The sequence below is a fragment of the Chromobacterium indicum genome, from assembly GCF_039708975.1.
GTDB lineage: Bacteria > Pseudomonadota > Gammaproteobacteria > Burkholderiales > Chromobacteriaceae > Chromobacterium > Chromobacterium piscinae.
Window position 1 is genome coordinate 124,202 of record NZ_JAYFSJ010000006.1, and the last position, 18,189, is coordinate 142,390.

Annotated in this window: 18 protein-coding genes; 7 read left to right on the plus strand and 11 right to left on the minus strand. The window is 64.7% G+C overall.

Annotation, left to right across the window (positions count from 1 at the left end; translation table 11 throughout):
- Nucleotides 1-3: 3 nt before the first annotated feature.
- From VA599_RS09995 to grpE, 3 genes are all read right to left on the minus strand, one after another.
- A complete protein-coding gene (locus tag VA599_RS09995) occupies nt 4-1,113 on the minus strand; it encodes a fatty acid desaturase family protein (RefSeq protein WP_104946659.1) in 1,110 nt (369 codons plus the stop codon).
- Between the two features lie 118 nt (nt 1,114-1,231).
- Nucleotides 1,232-3,160 carry a molecular chaperone DnaK gene (gene dnaK, locus VA599_RS10000; RefSeq protein ID WP_021478197.1) on the minus strand — a complete coding sequence of 643 codons (1,929 nt, stop codon included), beginning with the start codon at nt 3,158-3,160 and terminating at the stop codon, nt 1,232-1,234.
- A 114-nt stretch (nt 3,161-3,274) separates the two neighbouring features.
- On the minus strand, nt 3,275-3,820 hold the full coding sequence (gene grpE, locus VA599_RS10005; RefSeq protein WP_021478196.1) for a nucleotide exchange factor GrpE: 546 nt from the start codon (nt 3,818-3,820) through the stop codon (nt 3,275-3,277).
- 441 nt (nt 3,821-4,261) lie between these two features.
- Between grpE and aceA the strand changes: the two genes are divergently transcribed.
- Both aceA and rraA read left to right on the plus strand, forming a co-directional pair.
- On the plus strand, nt 4,262-5,560 hold the full coding sequence (gene aceA, locus VA599_RS10010; protein ID WP_021478195.1) for an isocitrate lyase: 1,299 nt from the start codon (nt 4,262-4,264) through the stop codon (nt 5,558-5,560).
- Nucleotides 5,561-5,654: 94 nt separating this feature from the next.
- Nucleotides 5,655-6,134, plus strand: coding sequence for a ribonuclease E activity regulator RraA (gene rraA / locus VA599_RS10015; RefSeq protein WP_021478194.1), 480 nt, complete (start codon nt 5,655-5,657; stop codon nt 6,132-6,134).
- Here rraA and VA599_RS10020 read toward each other — a convergent pair.
- Nucleotides 6,131-6,538 (minus strand): GFA family protein, encoded by a 408-nt coding sequence (locus VA599_RS10020; RefSeq protein WP_021478193.1) that lies wholly within the window; start codon nt 6,536-6,538, stop codon nt 6,131-6,133. The two genes, rraA and VA599_RS10020, sit on opposite strands and share 4 nt — an antisense overlap.
- A 166-nt stretch (nt 6,539-6,704) precedes the next feature.
- Between VA599_RS10020 and VA599_RS10025 the strand changes: the two genes are divergently transcribed.
- Nucleotides 6,705-7,502 (plus strand): substrate-binding periplasmic protein, encoded by a 798-nt coding sequence (locus tag VA599_RS10025; protein ID WP_021478192.1) that lies wholly within the window; start codon nt 6,705-6,707, stop codon nt 7,500-7,502.
- Nucleotides 7,503-7,568: 66 nt separating this feature from the next.
- Here VA599_RS10025 and panD read toward each other — a convergent pair whose 3' ends face one another.
- The 7 genes from panD to VA599_RS10060 form a co-directional block, all read right to left on the minus strand.
- Nucleotides 7,569-7,949: an aspartate 1-decarboxylase gene (panD, locus tag VA599_RS10030; protein WP_021478191.1), complete on the minus strand. Its 381-nt coding sequence runs from the start codon at nt 7,947-7,949 to the stop codon at nt 7,569-7,571.
- Between the two features lie 63 nt (nt 7,950-8,012).
- Entirely contained in the window at nt 8,013-8,846 is an 834-nt protein-coding gene (gene panC / locus VA599_RS10035; RefSeq protein WP_021478190.1) for a pantoate--beta-alanine ligase, read from the minus strand.
- Between the two features lie 19 nt (nt 8,847-8,865).
- Nucleotides 8,866-9,654 (minus strand): 3-methyl-2-oxobutanoate hydroxymethyltransferase, encoded by a 789-nt coding sequence (gene panB / locus VA599_RS10040; protein WP_021478189.1) that lies wholly within the window; start codon nt 9,652-9,654, stop codon nt 8,866-8,868.
- A 60-nt stretch (nt 9,655-9,714) separates the two neighbouring features.
- Nucleotides 9,715-10,350, minus strand: coding sequence for a deoxynucleoside kinase (locus VA599_RS10045; RefSeq protein WP_021478188.1), 636 nt, complete (start codon nt 10,348-10,350; stop codon nt 9,715-9,717).
- On the minus strand, nt 10,347-10,859 hold the full coding sequence (folK, locus tag VA599_RS10050) for a 2-amino-4-hydroxy-6-hydroxymethyldihydropteridine diphosphokinase (protein WP_346788451.1): 513 nt from the start codon (nt 10,857-10,859) through the stop codon (nt 10,347-10,349). The genes VA599_RS10045 and folK overlap by 4 nt, the downstream gene beginning before the upstream one ends.
- A complete protein-coding gene (gene pcnB, locus VA599_RS10055; protein ID WP_031296717.1) occupies nt 10,856-12,208 on the minus strand; it encodes a polynucleotide adenylyltransferase PcnB in 1,353 nt (450 codons plus the stop codon). The genes folK and pcnB overlap by 4 nt, the downstream gene beginning before the upstream one ends.
- Before the next feature lie 117 nt (nt 12,209-12,325).
- Nucleotides 12,326-13,255, minus strand: coding sequence for a LysR family transcriptional regulator (locus VA599_RS10060; RefSeq protein ID WP_346788452.1), 930 nt, complete (start codon nt 13,253-13,255; stop codon nt 12,326-12,328).
- A 122-nt stretch (nt 13,256-13,377) separates the two neighbouring features.
- Between VA599_RS10060 and VA599_RS10065 the strand changes: the two genes are divergently transcribed.
- The 4 genes from VA599_RS10065 (at nt 13,378) to VA599_RS10080 (ending at nt 18,181) form a co-directional block, all read left to right on the plus strand.
- Nucleotides 13,378-14,391, plus strand: coding sequence for a zinc-binding alcohol dehydrogenase family protein (locus VA599_RS10065; RefSeq protein ID WP_346788453.1), 1,014 nt, complete (start codon nt 13,378-13,380; stop codon nt 14,389-14,391).
- A gap of 96 nt (nt 14,392-14,487) precedes the next feature.
- Nucleotides 14,488-15,261, plus strand: coding sequence for a glycine betaine ABC transporter substrate-binding protein (locus tag VA599_RS10070; protein WP_346788454.1), 774 nt, complete (start codon nt 14,488-14,490; stop codon nt 15,259-15,261).
- Between the two features lie 214 nt (nt 15,262-15,475).
- On the plus strand, nt 15,476-16,993 hold the full coding sequence (locus VA599_RS10075) for an efflux transporter outer membrane subunit (protein ID WP_346788455.1): 1,518 nt from the start codon (nt 15,476-15,478) through the stop codon (nt 16,991-16,993).
- A gap of 81 nt (nt 16,994-17,074) precedes the next feature.
- Complete coding sequence (locus VA599_RS10080) at nt 17,075-18,181, plus strand: efflux RND transporter periplasmic adaptor subunit (RefSeq protein WP_021478181.1); 1,107 nt, start codon at nt 17,075-17,077, stop codon at nt 18,179-18,181.
- Nucleotides 18,182-18,189 lie beyond the last annotated feature (8 nt).

Below are 18,189 nucleotides of genomic sequence, written 5' to 3' on the forward strand. Positions count from 1 at the left end.
CTCTCAAATTCTGGTTGCCGCGGCAACAGGGCCCACGCGCAGCGCGGCCGGTTGTCGCCCCATCTGTTTCAAAAAGCGGAAATGCGCCCTCATCGCCGACCATACCGACCGGAACGACTGATAGGGCATGCCATGCTCGCGACAGACTTCGGCGACTATCCTGCTCAGCGCCGGATAGTGGACATGGCTGGTCTTGCGGAACAAATGATGCTCGACCTGGAAATTCAGTCCGCCCATGTAAAAAGTCACCAGGCGGTTACCGCAAGCGAAATTGGCCGTGGTTTTCAACTGGTGCACCGCCCACTCGTCCGCCATCTTGCCGTCGTCGCCCGGCAGCGGAAACGCCGCGCCTTCCACCGTATGGGCCAACTGGAACACCACCGACAAGGTCAGGCCAAACAGCAGGTGCACGCCCAGGAAGGCCAGCAGCACATGCGAAAACGGATGGTACAAAGCAGGCAGAACCAGCGCATAGCCGATATACAGCAGCTTGGTGGCCACAAAATAAGGCCATTCCCACCAAGCCCGCTTCGGCAGCGGCGTGTCGCCGATCTTGCCGCGTATCATCTTGTGCCAGTCGCTGAACAGCAACCAGAACAGCGTCAACAGGCTATACAGGACCACCGCGTACCAATGCTGCAGCCGGTGCCAGGGACGCCACGGCGTGGCGGGCGACAAACGCATCAGGCTGCCCAGCGCGATGTCGTCGTCCTTGCCGTCGACATTGGTGTAAGTGTGGTGCAGCACATTATGCTTCTGCTGCCACATGCTCTGGCTGCCGCCCAGCACTTCCATGCTGGAGCCCATCAGCCAGTTCACCCAGCGCTTGCGCGAATAGCTGCCGTGGGCGCCGTCGTGCATCACGTTGAAGGCGATCAGCACCAGGCCCTGCGTCAGGCCGAAACCAGCCAGCAGCGCCGTCCACAGATGCTCCGCGCCCCACACCAGCATCGCGTAGCTGAAACCAGCCAGCGCGTAGGAAAACACAGTCTTGAAATGCAGCAGCCGATTGCCGGTGTGGCGCTGGCCGGTTTGCTGAAAATAAGCGTCAACCCGGGACTTCAGCGTTTCGAAAAACGGCCCGCGGGCCGAAAAGGTGATACGGGACGACATGCACTCTCCAAAAGACCAAACCTGAAGGCGTCACGCAAACGCCGATGACCGGAGCAAGCCCCGGGGCTTCCCGGAGGGCTTGGCCCGGTCATCTGGCGCCATCATGACAAGACGGCTATCAGGCCTTGTCTTTCTTCACTTCTTCGAACTCGGCGTCCACCACATTGCCTTCGTCCTTCTTGTCGCCGGCGGCGGCTTGCGCGCCTTCGGCGCCGCCTTCCGCCTGGGCGGCCTGGGCGTACATGATCTCGCCCAGCTTCTGGCTGGCCTTGGCCAGCTCTTCCGCCTTGGCTTCGATGGCGTCCTTGTCGTCGCCCTTCACCACTTCCTCGGCCGCCTTGATGGCGTCTTCGATCTTGGCCTTTTCGTCGGCGCCGATCTTGTCGCCATGCTCGGACAGCGATTTCTTGATGCTGTGGATCAGGCCTTCGGCGTGGTTGCGCGCGGTCACCAGCTCATGCAGCTTCTTGTCTTCCTCGGCGTTGGCTTCGGCGTCCTGCACCATGCGCTCGATCTCGGCTTCGGACAGGCCGGAGGAAGCCTGGATGGTGATGTTGGCCTGCTTGCCGGAAGCCTTGTCCTTGGCGGACACGTGCAGAATGCCGTTGGCGTCGATGTTGAACTCAACCTCGATCTGCGGAATGCCGCGCGGCGCCGGCGGAATGTCGCCCAAATTGAACTGGCCCAGCGACTTGTTGGCGGCTGCCTTCTCGCGCTCGCCCTGCAGCACGTGGATGGTCACCGCGGTCTGGTTGTCGTCGGCGGTGGAGAAGGTTTGCGACGCCTTGGTCGGGATCGTGGTGTTCTTCTGGATCAGCTTGGTCATCACGCCGCCCAGGGTTTCGATGCCCAGCGACAGCGGGGTCACGTCCAGCAGCAGCACGTCCTTGCGGTCGCCCGACAGCACGGAGCCCTGGATCGCGGCGCCGACGGCCACGGCTTCGTCCGGATTCACGTCCTTGCGCGGTTCCTTGCCGAAGAATTCCTTCACCGCGTCCTGCACCTTGGGCATGCGGCTCTGGCCGCCGACCAGGATCACGTCGGTGATGTCGGACAGCGACACGCCGGCGTCCTTCAGCGCCACGCGGCACGGTTCGATCGAGCGGGCGATCAGGTCGTCCACCAGGCTTTCGAACTTGGCGCGGGTGATCTTCATCGCCAAGTGCTTCGGACCGGTGGCGTCCATGGTGATGTACGGCAGGTTCACTTCGGTCTGGGTGGCGCTGGACAGCTCGATCTTGGCCTTTTCAGCGGCTTCCTTCAGACGTTGCAGCGCCATCACGTCCTGCTTCAGGTCGACGCCTTGCTCTTTCTTGAACTCGGTGACGATGTAGTCGATCAGGCGCTGGTCGAAGTCTTCGCCGCCCAGGAAGGTGTCGCCGTTGGTCGACAGCACTTCGAACTGGTGCTCGCCATCCACGTCGGCGATTTCAATAATGGACACGTCGAAAGTGCCGCCGCCCAGGTCGTACACCGCGATCTTGCGGTCGCCTTCCTGCTTGGCCAGGCCGAAGGCCAGCGCGGCCGCGGTCGGCTCGTTGATGATGCGCTTCACTTCCAGGCCGGCGATGCGGCCGGCGTCCTTGGTGGCCTGGCGCTGGCTGTCGTTGAAGTAGGCCGGCACGGTGATCACCGCTTCGGTCACTTCTTCGCCCAGGTAGTCTTCGGCGGCCTTCTTCATCTTGCGCAGCACTTCGGCGGAGATTTGCGGCGGGGCCAGTTCCTGGTCGCGCGCCTTCACCCAGGCGTCGCCGTTCTTCGCCTTCAGGATTTCGAAAGGCATCAGGTCGATGTCCTTCTGCACTTCCTTGTCTTCGAAGCGGCGGCCGATCAGGCGCTTGGCGGCGTAAATGGTGTTCTTCGGATTGGTCACCGCCTGGCGCTTGGCCGGCGCGCCCACCAGAATCTCGCCGTCTTCGACGTAAGCGATGATGGACGGGGTGGTGCGGTTGCCTTCGGCGTTTTCGATGACTTTCGGGTTGCCGCCTTCTACCACTGCCACGCAGGAGTTGGTGGTGCCCAGGTCGATACCGATGATTTTACCCATGATGTATTCCTTTTCTCTATTCGTTCCGGCTTTGGCTTGTCTGATAGCCAGAGCCTGTTGTCTCAATAAATATTGGCTATGCCGCGCTTTTCAAGAGGGCGGCGTCCGCCTTTTTTATGCTTTGGCCTTGGCCACCACCACCATGGCCGGACGCAGCACGCGGTCGGCCAGCAAATAACCCTTCTGCATCACGCGCACCACGGTGTTCGGCTCGGCGTCGGACTCTTCCGCGCTCATCGCCTGGTGCTGGTGCGGGTCCAGCTTGTCGCCGGCCTTGGGCGCGATGTCCTTGATCTGCGCCTTGTCGAAAGCGGAGATCAGCTGCTTCAACGTCATGTCCACGCCCATCTTCAGGGTGTCGATCTGGCCGCTCTGATCCAGCAGCGCCATTTCCAGATAATCCTTGACCGTCACCAGCTCGCCGGCAAACTTGCCGATCGCATATTTATGCGCGGCGGCCACTTCTTCCTGGGCGCGGCGGCGCTGGTTGTCCAGCTCGGCGCGGGCGCGCAACAGGGTGTCGTTCAGTTCGGCGATTTCGGCTTCCAGCCCGGCAATATGCTGCTCGGGGGTCTGCTCCAGCTCGGTGTGCGCCGCGCTGGCGGTATCGGTCATTTCGTTTTCCACGGCTTCTGCCGCCTGGTTTTGGTTCTCTTGCATGACGTTTCCTCGGAATTGCACCGGCTAAATTGATGTCCAGATCCAAGGTAGGGACTTTCGCAGCGATTTCAAGCCCTGGTCCGCATATCTCTATATCAAGAAAAAAATAGTCAATGCGCGTATTTCTACGGCTGATTTTTCGCAAACAATGCATTTGCCGCATTCAAATATTCGTTTGAAGCAGCACATTGTTAGCTTATGAAAATGTTGGATTTTTTCTGTGCTGCACTGCACACAATGCGATTTTTTTGTGCTTATAATGGCCGCACACCAAGGAGAAAACCGTTGCGGCGGCGCAAAAACGCAGCCCCGCTCGGCCAAGAAAAATCAGGTCGAACAGACCCGGTTTCGACAAAAATCCGGCACACCGGATACGCCGTACAGCCATCGAGGACGCCGGTTCGCCGGCGAGCACAGAAACGTTTCGAGAAGGGTTTCAACATGACGACTCGCGAACAACGCATTGCAGCCATCCAGAAAGACTGGGACGAAAACCCGCGCTGGAAGGGAATCAAGCGTGGCTACAGCGCCGCCGACGTCGAGCGCCTGCGCGGCTCGCTGCAGGTGGAGCACAGCCTGGCGCGCCACGGCGCGGAAAAGCTGTGGAAGCTGGTCAACAACGAACCGTACGTCAACTGTCTGGGCGCGCTGACCGGCGGCCAGGCCATGCAACAGGTGAAAGCCGGCGTCAAGGCCATCTACCTTTCGGGCTGGCAGGTGGCGGCGGACAACAACGAATACTCGGCGATGTACCCGGACCAGTCGCTGTATCCGGTCGACTCGGTGCCCAAGGTCGTGGAGCGCATCAACAACACCTTCACCCGCGCCGACGAAATCCAGCACGCCAAGAACATCGAACAAGGCGACAAGGGCTATGTCGACTACTTCGCGCCCATCGTCGCCGACGCCGAAGCCGGTTTCGGCGGCGTGCTGAACGCCTATGAGCTGATGAAATCGATGATCCGCGCCGGCGCCGCCGGCGTGCACTTCGAAGACCAGCTGGCCTCGGTGAAGAAATGCGGCCACATGGGCGGCAAGGTGCTGGTGCCGACTCAGGAGGCGATCCAGAAACTGATCGCCGCGCGCCTGGCGGCCGACGTCTACGGCGTCCCCACCCTGGTGATCGCCCGCACCGACGCCGAAGCGGCCGACCTTCTGACCAGCGACGTGGACCCGAACGACGAGCCCTTCCTCACCGGCGAACGCACCGCCGAAGGCTTCTACAAGACCAAGAAGGGTCTGGAGCAAGCGATCAGCCGCGCGGTGGCCTACGCCGACTACGCCGACCTGGTGTGGTGCGAGACTGGCACGCCGGACCTGGAGTTCGCCCGCAAGTTCGCCGAGGCCGTGCACGCCAAGCATCCGGGCAAGCTGCTGGCCTACAACTGCTCGCCGTCGTTCAACTGGAGAAAGAACCTGGACGACGCCACCATCGCCAAGTTCCAGCGCGAGTTGGGCGCGATGGGCTACAAGTACCAGTTCATCACCCTGGCCGGCATCCACAGCATGTGGTTCAACATGTACGACCTGGCGCAGGACTACGTGGCGCGCGGCATGTCCGCCTACGTCGAAAAAGTGCAGGAGCCCGAGTTCGCGGCCCGCGACCGCGGCTACAGCTTCGTGTCCCACCAGCAGGAAGTGGGCACCGGCTACTTCGACGATGTCACCACCGTGATCCAGGGCGGCACATCCAGCGTCACCGCGCTGACCGGCTCCACCGAGGAAGAACAGTTCCATTAAGCCGCCACAAGCGGCGCACCCAAAGCCCGCGTACCCCGCGGGCGATGCCGCCCACCCTCACCGGTGGGCGGCATTTTCATATCCGGGAGACGACATGAGCTTGGCCACCACCGACCTGTGCGACGCTTTCGACGCGGAAATCCAGGTTCTGGACCCGATCTTTCAATCCTTCGGCGGCAACGTCCGCTTTCACGGCCCGATCGCCACGCTGAAGCTGTTCGAGGACAACAGCCTGGTGCGCGAGACGCTGGGCGAAGCCGGAAACGGCCGGGTGCTGGTGGTGGACGGCGGCGGCTCGCGCCGCTGCGCGCTGCTGGGGGACCAGCTTGGCGAACTGGCGGTGAAGAACGGCTGGGCCGGGCTAGTGATAGACGGCTGCGTGCGCGACAGCGCGGCGCTGGGCAGGCTGCCGCTGGGCGTCAAGGCGCTGGCCGCGCATCCGCGCAAATCGGTGAAACTGGGAAGCGGCCAAAAGGATATCGCCGTGCGCGTCGGCGGCTGCGAGCTCGCGCCCGGTCAATGGCTGTACGCCGACGAGGACGGCGTGATCGTCAGCGCCAGGCAGCTGGCCTAACCTCCGCAGCGCTGATGCACGGGCAACGCGCTCTGCGCGTTGGCGGTGCCCCACTCCAGCCGCTGCTCCCACCAGGTATGGTGCTCTGGCACCAGCACCTCGGGCGTATCCAGCGACGCGGCGGTGACATCGATCTCTTCCGGATCGGACTCGTGAAAATAAGTGAGCGTGGAGCCGCAATGCGGGCAGAAGCCGCGCGACACCGCCGCCGACGAGTGATACTGCATCGGCCGCTCGCCGCGCCACTCCAGCTCGTGCACCCGGATGGTGAACCAGGTGACGAAGGCGGCGCCGCTGGCTCGACGGCAACTGCGGCAATGGCAATGAGTGATGTGGCATGGCGTGCCGCGCAAGCGATAGCGCACCGCGCCGCACAGACAGCCACCAGTCAGGCCTACGCTCATCGACGCTCCTTCGCAGGATTGGAACGCGGCATCCGCCGCCTCTCCATTTCACTATGCCTCAGCCATGCTGCAAGTGCAAAAAAACCATTGCGCCAGTCCCGTCAGACATCCCGAACAGATGGCAAACGCCGCATACAATGGAATATGCACTTCTCAGGAAACCGCCATGCGCCGCATCCTCTCCGCCGTCCTGCTCTGCCTGGCGCTGCCTCATGCGCCCGCTTCGGCTCAAGAACCCGACCGTTCGCCGGTGCGCATCTGCGACGACGGCGACGAATGGCCGCCGTACACCTATTACCGCCGAGCCGACGGCAAGCCGACGACTGAAATCACCGGTTTCTCGGTCGAAGTGATCAGCGCCATTCTCGGCAAGCACGGCATTCCGTTCTCCATTGCCCTGCCGCCGTGGAAACGCTGCCTGGCCTCGATAGAGGCTGGGGAGAACTACGTGATGGCGCTCAGCGCCAGCAAGAACCCGGATCGGGAGAAGCGCTTCCTGTTTTCAGCGCCCTATTACCAGACCCACTATTACGTGTTTTACGCGAAAGACCGCTTTCCCCAGGGGCTGAAGCTGGACAGCCAGGCCGACCTCAACCGCTACCGGCTGGGCGGCGTCAAAGGCTATGCCTACGCCAGCCTGAATGACGTGGACAAGAATAAAATGATACTCGCCGCGAGCTATCCCGAATTGGTGAAGATGATGAAGGCCGGGCGGCTGGACGTGTTCGCGGAAGACTATGAAGTGATGGCCGGCCTGGCCAGCATAGGCACGCTGGACGTGATCGGCGACGCGGCCATCGGACACGCGCCGCTGCCCGGCACCCACCCCAACCCCTTCCACATGATTTTCAGCCGCAAGAACCCGCGCGGCGAGGCATTGAGACAGCTAGTGGACGAAGAGCTGGAATCGATGCGCCGCTCCGGCCAGTTGGCCCGCCTGCTGGCCAAGTACGTGAAACGCTAGGAAAACAAATCGCCGCGGCCGCCCATTCGGGCAAGCTCGCGGCGACAAAGCGAAACGGATGGATGATCAGCCCGGCTGGGTCGGCGTGGCGCCCTTCACTTCGGTGAGGCGGTTTTCGCCGTCGACGAACACCAGCTTGGGCGAATGGCCCTTCAACTCGGCGTCTTCATACTGCGCGAACGAGGCGATGATCAACAGATCGCCCGGCGCGGCGCGGCGCGCGGCCGAGCCATTCACCGAGATCACGCCGGAGCCGCGTTCGGCCTTGATCGCGTAGGTGGCGAAACGCTCGCCGTTGGTGACGTTCCAGATCTGCACCTCTTCGTACTCGAGAATGTCCGCCGCTTCCAGCAGATTCTCGTCGATGGCGCAGGAGCCGATATAATGCAGCTCCGCGTGCGTGGTGGTCACGCGGTGGAGCTTGGACTTGAGCATATTGCGTTGCATGACAGTTTTCCTTCTCGTTCCGTTTCGGAGCGTCCAGCGCGGCGTCGGCCGCGCTGGCTACTCTCAGCGGAATACCTCGATATTGTCGATCAGACGGGTCTTGCCCAGCCGCGCCGCGGCCAGCGCCACCAGCCGCTTCTCGCCGGCGTGGGCGACTTCCAGCGTGTCGGCCTGGCGCACTTCCACGTAATCCACGGTCCAGCCGGCGGCGGCCAGATCGTCGCGCGCGGCATTTTCCAGCGCAGCGTAGTCCTGACTGCCGGACAACAGGCCGTCGCGGATCATGGACAGGTTGCGGTACAGCCGCGGCGCCTCGGCGCGCTCCTCGGCCGACAAGTAGCCGTTGCGCGACGACAACGCCAGGCCGTCGCCGGCGCGGCCGGTGTCCACCGGCACGATTTCGATCGGCGAGTTCAGGTCGGCGATCATCGCCTGGATCACGTGCAGCTGCTGGTAGTCCTTCTTGCCGAAGCAGGCCAGGTCCGGCTGCACGATGTTGAACAGCTTGGTGACCACGGTGGCCACGCCGCGGAAGTGCCCGGGGCGGAAAGCGCCGCACAGCTCGTCCTGGATATGCGGCGGCTCGACGTTGAAGTCCTGCCGCACGCGCGGATACAGCTCGCGCTCGGTCGGGAAGAACAGCGCGTCCACGCCGGCGGCGGCCAGCTTGGCGCAATCTGCGTCGAAAGTGCGCGGGTAAGCGTCGAAGTCCTCGCCCTGGCCGAACTGCAGCCGGTTGACGAAGATGCTGACCACCACTTTCTCGGCGCGTTCTCGCGCCGCGGCCACCAGCTTCAGGTGCCCCTCATGCAGATTGCCCATCGTGGGCACGAAAGCCAGCTTGCCCGCCTGCTTGCGCCAGGCGCGCATCTCGGCCACGGTACGGATGATTTCCATCTCTCGTTCTCTTCCGGGCTCAGTAAGTGTGTTCCGCCGCCGGGAAGGATTGGTCCTTCACCGCCTTGACGTAGGCTTGGACAGCGCCCTGGATGCTGCCCGCCTCTTCCATGAAATTCTTGACGAACTTGGCCTTCTTGCCCGGATACACGCCCAGCATGTCGTGCAGCACCAGCACCTGGCCGGAAGTATCCGCGCCGGCGCCTATGCCGATAGTCGGCACCTTCACGGCTTCAGTGATCTCTTTGGCCAGCGGCGCCGGCACGCATTCCATCAACACCAGGCTGGCGCCGGCTTCGGCCAGCGCCTTGGCGTCGTTCAGGATGCGCTGCGCATCCTCGCCCCTGCCCTGCACGCGGTAGCCGCCGAACATGTTAACGTACTGCGGCGTCAGGCCGATGTGGGAGCAGACCGGGATGCCGCGCTCCACCAGGAAGCGGGTGGTCTCGGCCATATAGGCGCCGCCTTCCAGCTTCACCATGTGGGCGCCGGCCTGCAGCAGGCGCGCGGCGTGGGCGAACGCTTGCTGCGGGCTTTCCTGGTAAGCGCCGAAAGTCATGTCGCCGAGGATCAGCGCGTTCTTGCTGCCGCGGGCCACGCAACGGATATGGTAGAGCATGTCCTCCTCGCTGACCGGCAGCGTGGAGTCCACGCCTTGCATCACCGGCCCCAGCGAGTCGCCGACCAACAAAATCTCCACGCCGGCTTCATCCAGCAGGCTGGCGAAGCTGGCGTCGTAGCAGGTCAGCATGCTGATCTTCTGGCCTTCCGCGGCCAGCTTGTGCAGGGTATTGACGGTTATTTTCATTTCTCGACTTCCTCGTGTTCCATCTGCGGCGTCCAGGGGGACGATGCAACCGGTCCCCGGTTAGACGCTCTTGTTGAAATAACTGCGCTGGCCGCGCATTTCGGCGATGCAGCGGATCAATAACTCGAAGTCCTCGCCGCCGTCCACCAGATTCAGGTGGTCGGTGTTGACGATCAGCAACGGCGCCGACTCGTACTGATGGAAAAACTCGCTGTAGCCGGCATGGACGCGCTTGAGGTAGCCCTCTGGGAAGTTCACCTCGTAGTCCACCGCGCGCGCCGCCACTCGCTGCAGCAGGATGTCCTCGGACGCCTGCAGATAGATCACCAGGTCCGGCACCGGATGCTCCGGCAGCGCCAGCCTCGCCAGGCGCTGGTAGACCGCCAGTTCGTGCTCGTCCAGATTGAGGCGGGCGAACAGCGCGTCCTTCTCGAACAGGAAGTCCGACACCAGCGGCGCGGCCTGCAGCTCGCCGCTGATCATCTCGCGCGCGATGTCCGCCCGCTGCAGCAGGAAGCTCAGCTGGGTGGACAGCGCGTGGGCCGGCATATTGCGATAGAAGCGCGGCAGGAAGGGATTGGCGGCCGGGTCCTCGGCCTTCAGTTGCACGCCCCAGTACTCTGACAGCCGGCGGGCCAGCGAAGATTTGCCCGAGCCGATAGGCCCCTCCACCACCACGTATCGCAATTGACTCATGCTTGTTCCTGTTTGTTCGGGTTGGCCTCGTCGCCCAGGCGCTCCACGCCGTCGCCGGCCAGCGCCGCGGCCAGCGCGGCCACGTCGCCTACGCCCGGCAGCGTCGATCCGCCGGCGATCTCGGCCAGCGGCGCCATCACGAAGGCGCGCTCATGCATCCGGGGATGAGGCAGGATCAGCCGCTCATCCTCGAGAAAGACGCCATCGTAATACAACAAGTCAAGATCCAGCACCCTTGGCGCGTTGCGGAAGCTGCGTTCGCGGCCGAAGCGTTGCTCCAGCGCCAGCAATTCGTCCAGCAGCCGATGGGGCGGAAGCGCGGTGTCCAGCAAGGCCACCGCGTTGATGAAATCGGGCTGGTCGGCGTAACCGACCGGCGCGGTGCGGTACAGCGAGGAGTGGCGGACCATCTCGGTCCCGGCCAAATGGCCAAGGGCCGCGAGAGCGGCCCTGACCTGCTGTTCCGGCTGCTCCAGATTGCTGCCCAGAGCCACGTAGGCCAGCGTCACTCGGCGCTCTCCCCCGCGCCCTCGGGCTTGCGGCGGCCGCTGCGCCTGCGGCGGCGCTTCTTGGCGGGTTCTTCCGCCCCGCCTTCCTTGGCCTCGGCGATCAGGCGTTCGCACTCGTCGCCGTCGGCGCGCTGGAAGCGCTCCCACCACTCGACCAGGGCGCTCGGCACTTCGCCGGCCTCGCTGCGCAGCGCTAGGAAGTCATAGGCGGCGCGGAAGCGGGGCTGCTCGAGGAAACGGTAGGGACGGCCGCCGGTGCGGCTGTCGAAGCGCGCCTGCAGCGTCCAGATTTCGCGCATGGTCACGCTGAAGCGGCGCGGAATGGCGAAATCGTTGTCCTGCTCATTCTCGACATCGGAAATGGCATCCAGCAACGCCGGCAGACTCTTCTCGCCGGCCTCGCAGCGACGCTGCCAGCCCTGGGCCACCTGGCGCCACAGCAAGGTGGCCAGCAGGAAGCCCACGGAAATCGGCTTGTCGGCGCGCAGGCGGGCGTCGGTGCTGTCCAGGCTCAGCTTCAGAAAGGCGTCTTCGCCGCCCTTGTCGTCGATCACCGCGTCCAACAGCGGGAACACGCCGCGGGCCAGGCCTTCTTCGCGCAGCTTTTTCAGGCAGGCGTAGGCATGGCCGGACATCAGCAGCTTCAGCAGCTCGTCGAACAAGCGGGCCGGCGGCTCCTTCTTCAACAGATGGGCGTGGGAACGGATCGGCTTCTTGGTGTCGTCGTCGATCTCGAAGCCAAGCTTGGCCGCCAGGCGCACCGCGCGCAGCATGCGCACCGGGTCTTCCTGATAGCGGCGCGCCGGCTGGCCTATCATCACCAGCTTCTTGGCGTGCAAATCCCTGACGCCGTTGTGGTAGTCGATGACGGTTTCGTTGGACGGATCGTAGAACAGCGCGTTGACGGTGAAGTCGCGGCGGTGCGCGTCCTCTTCCTGGCTGCCGAAACTGTTGTCGGCCATGATGCGGCCGGTTTCATTGGTGTCGTCGACGCTGCCGCCGCGGAAGGTGGTCACCTCGATGGTTTCCGGGCCCATCATCACGTGGACGATGCGGAAACGGCGGCCGATGATGCGGGAGCGGCGGAACAAGTGGTGCACCTGCTCCGGCGTGGCGTTGGTGGCCACGTCGAAATCTTTGGGCGACACGTCCAGCATCAGGTCGCGCACGGCGCCGCCCACCACGAAGGCGGAGAAGCCGGCTTCCTGCAGACGGGAAGTCACGCGCAGCGCGGCGTGGCTGAGCTGGTCGCGGCGGACGCCGTGTTGCGGCAACGGATAGACGCGCGGCTTGCCGCGGCGCTTGCCCATGGGCAATTCCAGAACTTTACGGATGAGCTTGCGGATCATTTGGAAGATAGTGGCTTGGAATGCTGGATTCGCAAGGTTAGAGATTCAAGGTCGCGATTATAGCCCGAATCCCCGCGGAAAATACACATCGGCCCTTCCCTCCCCAGGAAACTTGTTTCAATCGGCGCGGCCCGCGCCGGGTTCCACCAGATACCGTTCTAGGCAATGTTGCAGATGCGCGCGCAGCGCCGCCACCGCCGGCGACAGCATCAAGCGGTGCGGGGTCACCAGGCACAGCGGCGTCGCCTCGGTTTCATAGCCGGGCAGCAAACGCGCCAGCCGCCCAGCGCGCAGATCGGCCAGCACGTCCAGCCTGGATTTGTAGGCGATGCCGCAGCCATCCACCGCCCAGCGCCGCACGACCTCCCCATCATCGCTGAGCCAGCGCCCCCCCACCGCCACCGTCTGCCGCTGGCCATCCCGCTCGAAGCTCCAACGCTCGTGCACCGCCGTTCCCAACACCATCCTCAGGCACTGGTGGCCGCGCAAATCCTGCGGCGTCTCCGGCGCGCCATGGCGGGCCAGATAATCCGGCGACGCGCACAGCACGCGGCGGTTGTCCGGCATCAGCGGCAACGCCACCAGGCTGGAATCCTCGGGCACGCCATAGCGCAGCGCCACGTCCACCGGCTGGCGGTAGAGATCGGCCACGCGGTCGCTGATCCGCAACTGCAGGCTCAAGCCGGGGTGCGATCGCAAAAAATCGTCCAGCCAGGGCCTGAGCAGATTGCGCCCCAGGTCCGACGGCATCGACAGCGACAGGCTGCCGGACAGTTCGCGCCGGTCATGCTCCAGCGCCAGCCTGCCCGCCTGCAGCGCGTCCAGCGCGCCGCGGGCGTGCTCCAGATAGCGCTCCCCGGCCAGGGTCAGCCTCAGGCTGCGGGTGGAGCGCGCCAGCAGCTGCGCGCCCAGCGCCTGCTCCAGCCGCTTCAAGGCGGCGCTGGCCACCGCCGGGCTGAGGTCCAGCTGCCGCGCGGCGGCCGACAGGCTGCCATTGTCCGCGGCGCGGATGAACACCTGCAAATCGTCTACTCGAACCATTTTCATCAAATTTTTTTTGAAACTGATTCATATATTAGCCGGATTTTCTTGAAATCAAACCGCAATACCATGCAAGGCATCACGAAGGCGGACCCCGCGCCGCCCGGATAGCAAACAAGGAAACCGAAATGAAAGCCGTCGCCTACTACCAAAGCCTGCCCATCTCCCATCCAGAAGCGCTGCAGGACGTGCAGTTGCCTGAGCCGGCCATCGGCGAGCATGACCTGCTAGTGGAAGTGAAGGCCATCTCCGTCAACCCGGTGGATGTCAAAGTGCGCGCCAATATGGCGCCGGAAGCCAGCCAGGCCCGCGTGCTGGGCTGGGACGCCGCCGGCGTGGTGAAGGCCGTCGGGGCCAAGGCCAGCCTGTTCCAGCCGGGAGACCGCGTCTGGTACGCCGGCGCGCTGCAACGGCCCGGCGCCAACAGCGAGCTGCACGCGGTGGACGAACGCATCGTCGGCCACATGCCGAACAGCCTGGACTTCGAAACCGCCGCCGCGCTGCCGCTGACCGCCATCACCGCCTGGGAGCTGCTGTTCGACCGCCTGCAGGTGCTGGCCAACCAGCAGCCATCCGGCAAGAAGCTGCTGGTAGTCGGCGCGGCCGGTGGCGTCGGCTCCATCCTGGTTCAGCTGGCGCGCCAGCTGACCGGCCTCACCGTCATCGGCAGCGCCTCGCGGCCGGAAACCCAGGCCTGGGTCAAAGAACTGGGCGCGCATCACGTGATCGACCACCGCCAGCCGCTGAGCCGGGAGCTCAAGCGCATCGGCGTCGATCAGGTCGAATATGTCGCCAGCCTGAACCAGACCGACCAGCACTTCGGCGAGATCGTCGAATCGCTGGCGCCGCAAGGCAAGCTCGCGCTGATCGACGACCCGGCCGCGCTGGACATTGCCCAGCTGAAGCGCAAGAGCCTCTCGCTGCACTGGGAGTTCATGTACACCCGCTCGATGTTCGCCACCGACGACCAGATCGAACAGCACAAGCTGCTGACCGAGCTGGCTCGACTGGTGGACGCCGGCATCGTCAAGAGCACGGTGGCCGAGCGCTTCGGCGCGATCAACGCCGCCAATCTCAAGCGCGCCCACGCGTTGCTGGAAAGCAATACCGCCAAAGGCAAGATCGTGCTCAGCGGTTTCTGACGCCGTCACGCCGAGAGCGGCCCGCCGCGAGCAGGCCGAGACTGGCGCACCTTTCCCAACCCGGCCGCCGATGCGCGGCCTTTCCGGCCCTATAACATGAATGCGCCCCGCCTCACCCTGATCACGATAGACCTGTCCTTCCATGCCGCCAGCGCCGCGGCGGTGGCCGCCGTTCTGGAACGGCACGGCGTGGCGGTCGAAGAACGCCGCGCGCCGCACGAGCGCGCGTTCGAGCTGCTGGCTGCCGGCCAGGGCGACATGCTGTGCAGCGCCTGGCTGCCCGGCAGCCACGGCGCCTATCTCGCGCCGATAGAGGACGAAGTAGAAAAGCTGGCCGTGCTGTATTCCCCCTACGCGCTGTGGGGCGTGCCCGACTATGTGCCGGCGGAAGCGGTGGCCGAAATCGCCGATCTGAAAAAGCCGGAAGTTTCGGCGCGGATGATCAAGAAGATACAAGGCATCAATCCCGGCGCCGGCATCAGCCGCTTCTCCCGCGAAATCGTCTCCCGCTACCGGCTGGACGAGGATGGCTACCATTTTGAAAACGGCAGCCTGGAGGACTGCGTCTCCGCGTTCGAGCAAGCCGTCGCGCGGCGCGACTGGACGGTAGTGCCGCTGTGGCAGCCGCAATTCCTGCACTGGCGCCACCGCATCCGCGAACTGGCGGATCCGGAAAACCTGTTGCGCGGCCCGGACCAGGCGACGCTGCTCATCCGCAAGGACGCGCTGGCCCGCTTGCCGCCGGCCGCCGTAAACGGCTTGCGCGCGCTGCGGCTGGGCAACCGCGCCGTCGCCTGGCTGGACCACCTGATCAGCCGGGAGGGAATGACGCCGGATGCTGCGGCGCGGCAGTGGCTGCCGTCCATCTGAGCATCCGCCCGGATGGGAGCGACAACCATGTTCAACAAGACGACATTCACAAAACCACACCATCAACCCAGTAGACATATGAACGAAATCCAGAGAGCATACGGAATTCATTCCCTTGCTCCGCCCAAGAGAGCCCTCGCAAGGGAAGAAATCGGGGAAGGCCGCAGATCCGGATGATGGCCGCGCGGCATTCCTGCACATTCAGGAGCACGCTGTGTATTCCAGATCCAATCCTCCATCCGCCCGTCGGCGGCAACCCGCCGCCGGCAGGCCGTCCTGGCGCCGCCTCGCGCTGCTTGCCCTGGTTCTGTCCCAGGCCGGCTGCGCGGTCGGCCCTGACTTCAAATCCCCCATCCTTCCGGATGCCGCCAAGCGCGGCTATTCGGAGTCGGCGCTGCCGGCAGCCACCGCCAGCGCCGAACAAACCGGCCCCGCCGGCGCCGGCCAGCGGCTGGTCAACGGCGGCGAACTGCCCGCGCAATGGTGGACGCTGTTCCGCTCTCCAGAGCTGGACCAGCTGATCCGCGCCGCGCTGGAGCACAACCCCACGCTGGAAGCCGCTCAAGCGGCGCTGGTCCAGACCCGCGAGAACTACAACGCCGCCTCGGGCAGCCTGCTGTTCCCCAATGTCAACGCCCAACTGGGCGGCGGCCGGCAGCGCGCGATTCTGACCGGCACCAATCCCAGCGAATTCAACGTCTACAGCGCCACCGTCAACGTGTCGTACACGCTTGACCTGTTCGGCGGCTCCCGCCGCCAACTGGAAGGCCTGATGGCGGCGGCCGACTACCAGCGCTTCCAGACCGAGGCCGCTTACCAGACGCTGGTCGCCAACGTGGTCACCGCCGCGGTTCAGGAAGCTTCGCTGCGCGGCCAGCTGGCGGCGACGCAAGAATTGCTGAAGGCGCAAGTAGCCCAACTGGCCATCGTCGACAAGCAGGTGGCGCTCGGCGCCCAGGCCCGCTCCGCGTCGCTGAGCCAGGGCACGCTGGTGGCGCAGACCCGCGCCCAGCTGCCGCCGCTGGAAAAGACGCTGGCGCAAACCCGCAACCTGCTGGCGGCGCTGGTGGGCCGCTTCCCCGGCGAAGGCGGCCTGCCGGAGTTCCGGCTGGAATCGCTGAAGCTGCCGGACGAACTGCCGGTGTCGCTGCCGTCCGACCTCGCCCGCCAACGCCCGGACATCCGCGCCAGCGAGGCGCTGCTGCACCAGGCCAGCGCCAATGTCGGCGTCGCCACGGCGAACCAGTACCCGCAGATCACCCTCAACGGCAGCTACGGCACCCAGCACACGGTGTTGCCGAACATGGACGTCGGCAACACCTTGTGGAACGTCACTGGCGGGCTGCTGCAGCCGCTGTTCAACGGCGGCGCGCTCAGCGCCAAGCGCCGCGCGGCCGAGGCAGCCTATCGGCAGGCGGAGGCGCAGTACCGGGCGACCGTGCTGAAGGGCTTCCAGAATGTCGCCGACAGCCTGCGCGCGGTGGAGGCCGACGCCATGGCGCTGAAGGCCCAGGCCGACGCCGAGTCCCAGGCGCGCGAGTCGCTGGAGGTGCATACCCGGCAATACAAGCTGGGCGGCATCAGCTACCTGGCCCTGCTGGACGCCGAACGCAGCTACCAGCAGGCAAAAATCGGCCTGATCCAGGCCCAGGCCGCCCGCTATAGCGACACCGCGGCGCTGTTCGTGGCGCTGGGCGGCGGCTGGTGGAAGCAGCCGGCGGCCGCCGACTGACCGACAGAACACACGCATCGCCCGCCGCGAGCGGCGGGCCGGCCAATACGAATCGCCATTAAATCAAAGAGAAGACGAATCATGACCAAGCGAATGTTGATCATGCTGGGCTGCGTGCTGGCGCTGGTGGTGGCGCTGGGCGTGGGCTTTTTCCTCCACATCCAGAAGCTGATCGCCAGCTCGCCCAAGCCGGGGCCGCAGACAGTGTCCACCGCGGTGGCCAAAATGCAGGAATGGCAGCCTCAGCTGGGCTCGGTGGGCACGCTGTCCGCCGTGCACGGCGTGGACGTCAGCAGCGAAGTGGCCGGCCAGGTGCGCAGCCTGCACTTCAAGTCCGGCGAAGACGTGAAAGCCGGCGAGGTGCTGGTGCAGCTAAACGCCGATTCCGACGTCGCCCAGCTGCGCGCGCTGCAGGCCGCGGCCGAGCTGGCGGCCACCACGCTGAAGCGCGACCGCGCGCAGCTGGCCGTGCAGGGCGTCAGCCAGGCCCAGGTGGACGCCGACGAGGCCGACCTGAAGAGCAAGAAGGCCCAGGTGGCGCAGCAGGAGGCGCTGGTAGCCAAGAAGACGATACGCGCGCCGTTCGCCGGCCGCGTCGGCATCACCCCGGTCAATCCCGGCCAGTACCTGAACCCTGGCGACAAGATCGTCACGCTGCAAACCATCGATCCGGTCTACATCGATTTCTACCTGCCGCAACGCCAGATCGCCCAGATCCGCCCGGGCCAGCCGGTCAAGGTGAAGAGCGACGCCTTCGGCGCCCAGCAGTTCCACGGCAAGATCAATGCGATCAGCCCCAAGATCGACCCGGCCACCCGCAACGTCCAGATCCAGGCCACCATCGCCAATCCGAAACGCCAGCTGCTGCCCGGCATGTTCGGCAACGCCACCGTGGACGTGGGCAGCAAGCAAAGCCGACTGACGCTGCCGCAGACCGCGATCACCTACAACCCGTACGGCTCGACCGTATTCATCGTCCAGAAGGGCAAGAACGGCCCCGAGGCGCAGCAGGTCTTCGTCACCACCGGCGACACGCGCGGCGATCAGGTGGCGATCACCGGCGGCCTGAAGGACGGCCAGGAAGTGGTGACCAGCGGCCAGCTGAAGCTGAAGACCGGCACGCCGATCACGGTCAACAACTCGGTGCGCCCGTCGGATAATCCGAACCCGACGCCGCAAGAACACTAAGGCCGCGC

Coding starts and splice junctions, on each gene's coding strand:
- dnaK (WP_021478197.1), bottom strand. CDS start 3,160: ATGGGTAAAATCATCGGTATCGACCTGGGCACCACCAACTCCTGCGTG.
- VA599_RS10060 (WP_346788452.1), bottom strand. CDS start 13,255: ATGAAAATGGTTCGAGTAGACGATTTGCAGGTGTTCATCCGCGCCGCG.
- VA599_RS10020 (WP_021478193.1), bottom strand. CDS start 6,538: ATGAGCGTAGGCCTGACTGGTGGCTGTCTGTGCGGCGCGGTGCGCTAT.
- VA599_RS10065 (WP_346788453.1), top strand. CDS start 13,378: ATGAAAGCCGTCGCCTACTACCAAAGCCTGCCCATCTCCCATCCAGAA.
- VA599_RS10080 (WP_021478181.1), top strand. CDS start 17,075: ATGACCAAGCGAATGTTGATCATGCTGGGCTGCGTGCTGGCGCTGGTG.
- panC (WP_021478190.1), bottom strand. CDS start 8,846: ATGGAAATCATCCGTACCGTGGCCGAGATGCGCGCCTGGCGCAAGCAG.
- panD (WP_021478191.1), bottom strand. CDS start 7,949: ATGCAACGCAATATGCTCAAGTCCAAGCTCCACCGCGTGACCACCACG.
- VA599_RS10025 (WP_021478192.1), top strand. CDS start 6,705: ATGCGCCGCATCCTCTCCGCCGTCCTGCTCTGCCTGGCGCTGCCTCAT.
- rraA (WP_021478194.1), top strand. CDS start 5,655: ATGAGCTTGGCCACCACCGACCTGTGCGACGCTTTCGACGCGGAAATC.
- aceA (WP_021478195.1), top strand. CDS start 4,262: ATGACGACTCGCGAACAACGCATTGCAGCCATCCAGAAAGACTGGGAC.
- VA599_RS10045 (WP_021478188.1), bottom strand. CDS start 10,350: ATGAGTCAATTGCGATACGTGGTGGTGGAGGGGCCTATCGGCTCGGGC.
- grpE (WP_021478196.1), bottom strand. CDS start 3,820: ATGCAAGAGAACCAAAACCAGGCGGCAGAAGCCGTGGAAAACGAAATG.
- panB (WP_021478189.1), bottom strand. CDS start 9,654: ATGAAAATAACCGTCAATACCCTGCACAAGCTGGCCGCGGAAGGCCAG.
- VA599_RS09995 (WP_104946659.1), bottom strand. CDS start 1,113: ATGTCGTCCCGTATCACCTTTTCGGCCCGCGGGCCGTTTTTCGAAACG.
- pcnB (WP_031296717.1), bottom strand. CDS start 12,208: ATGATCCGCAAGCTCATCCGTAAAGTTCTGGAATTGCCCATGGGCAAG.
- VA599_RS10070 (WP_346788454.1), top strand. CDS start 14,488: ATGAATGCGCCCCGCCTCACCCTGATCACGATAGACCTGTCCTTCCAT.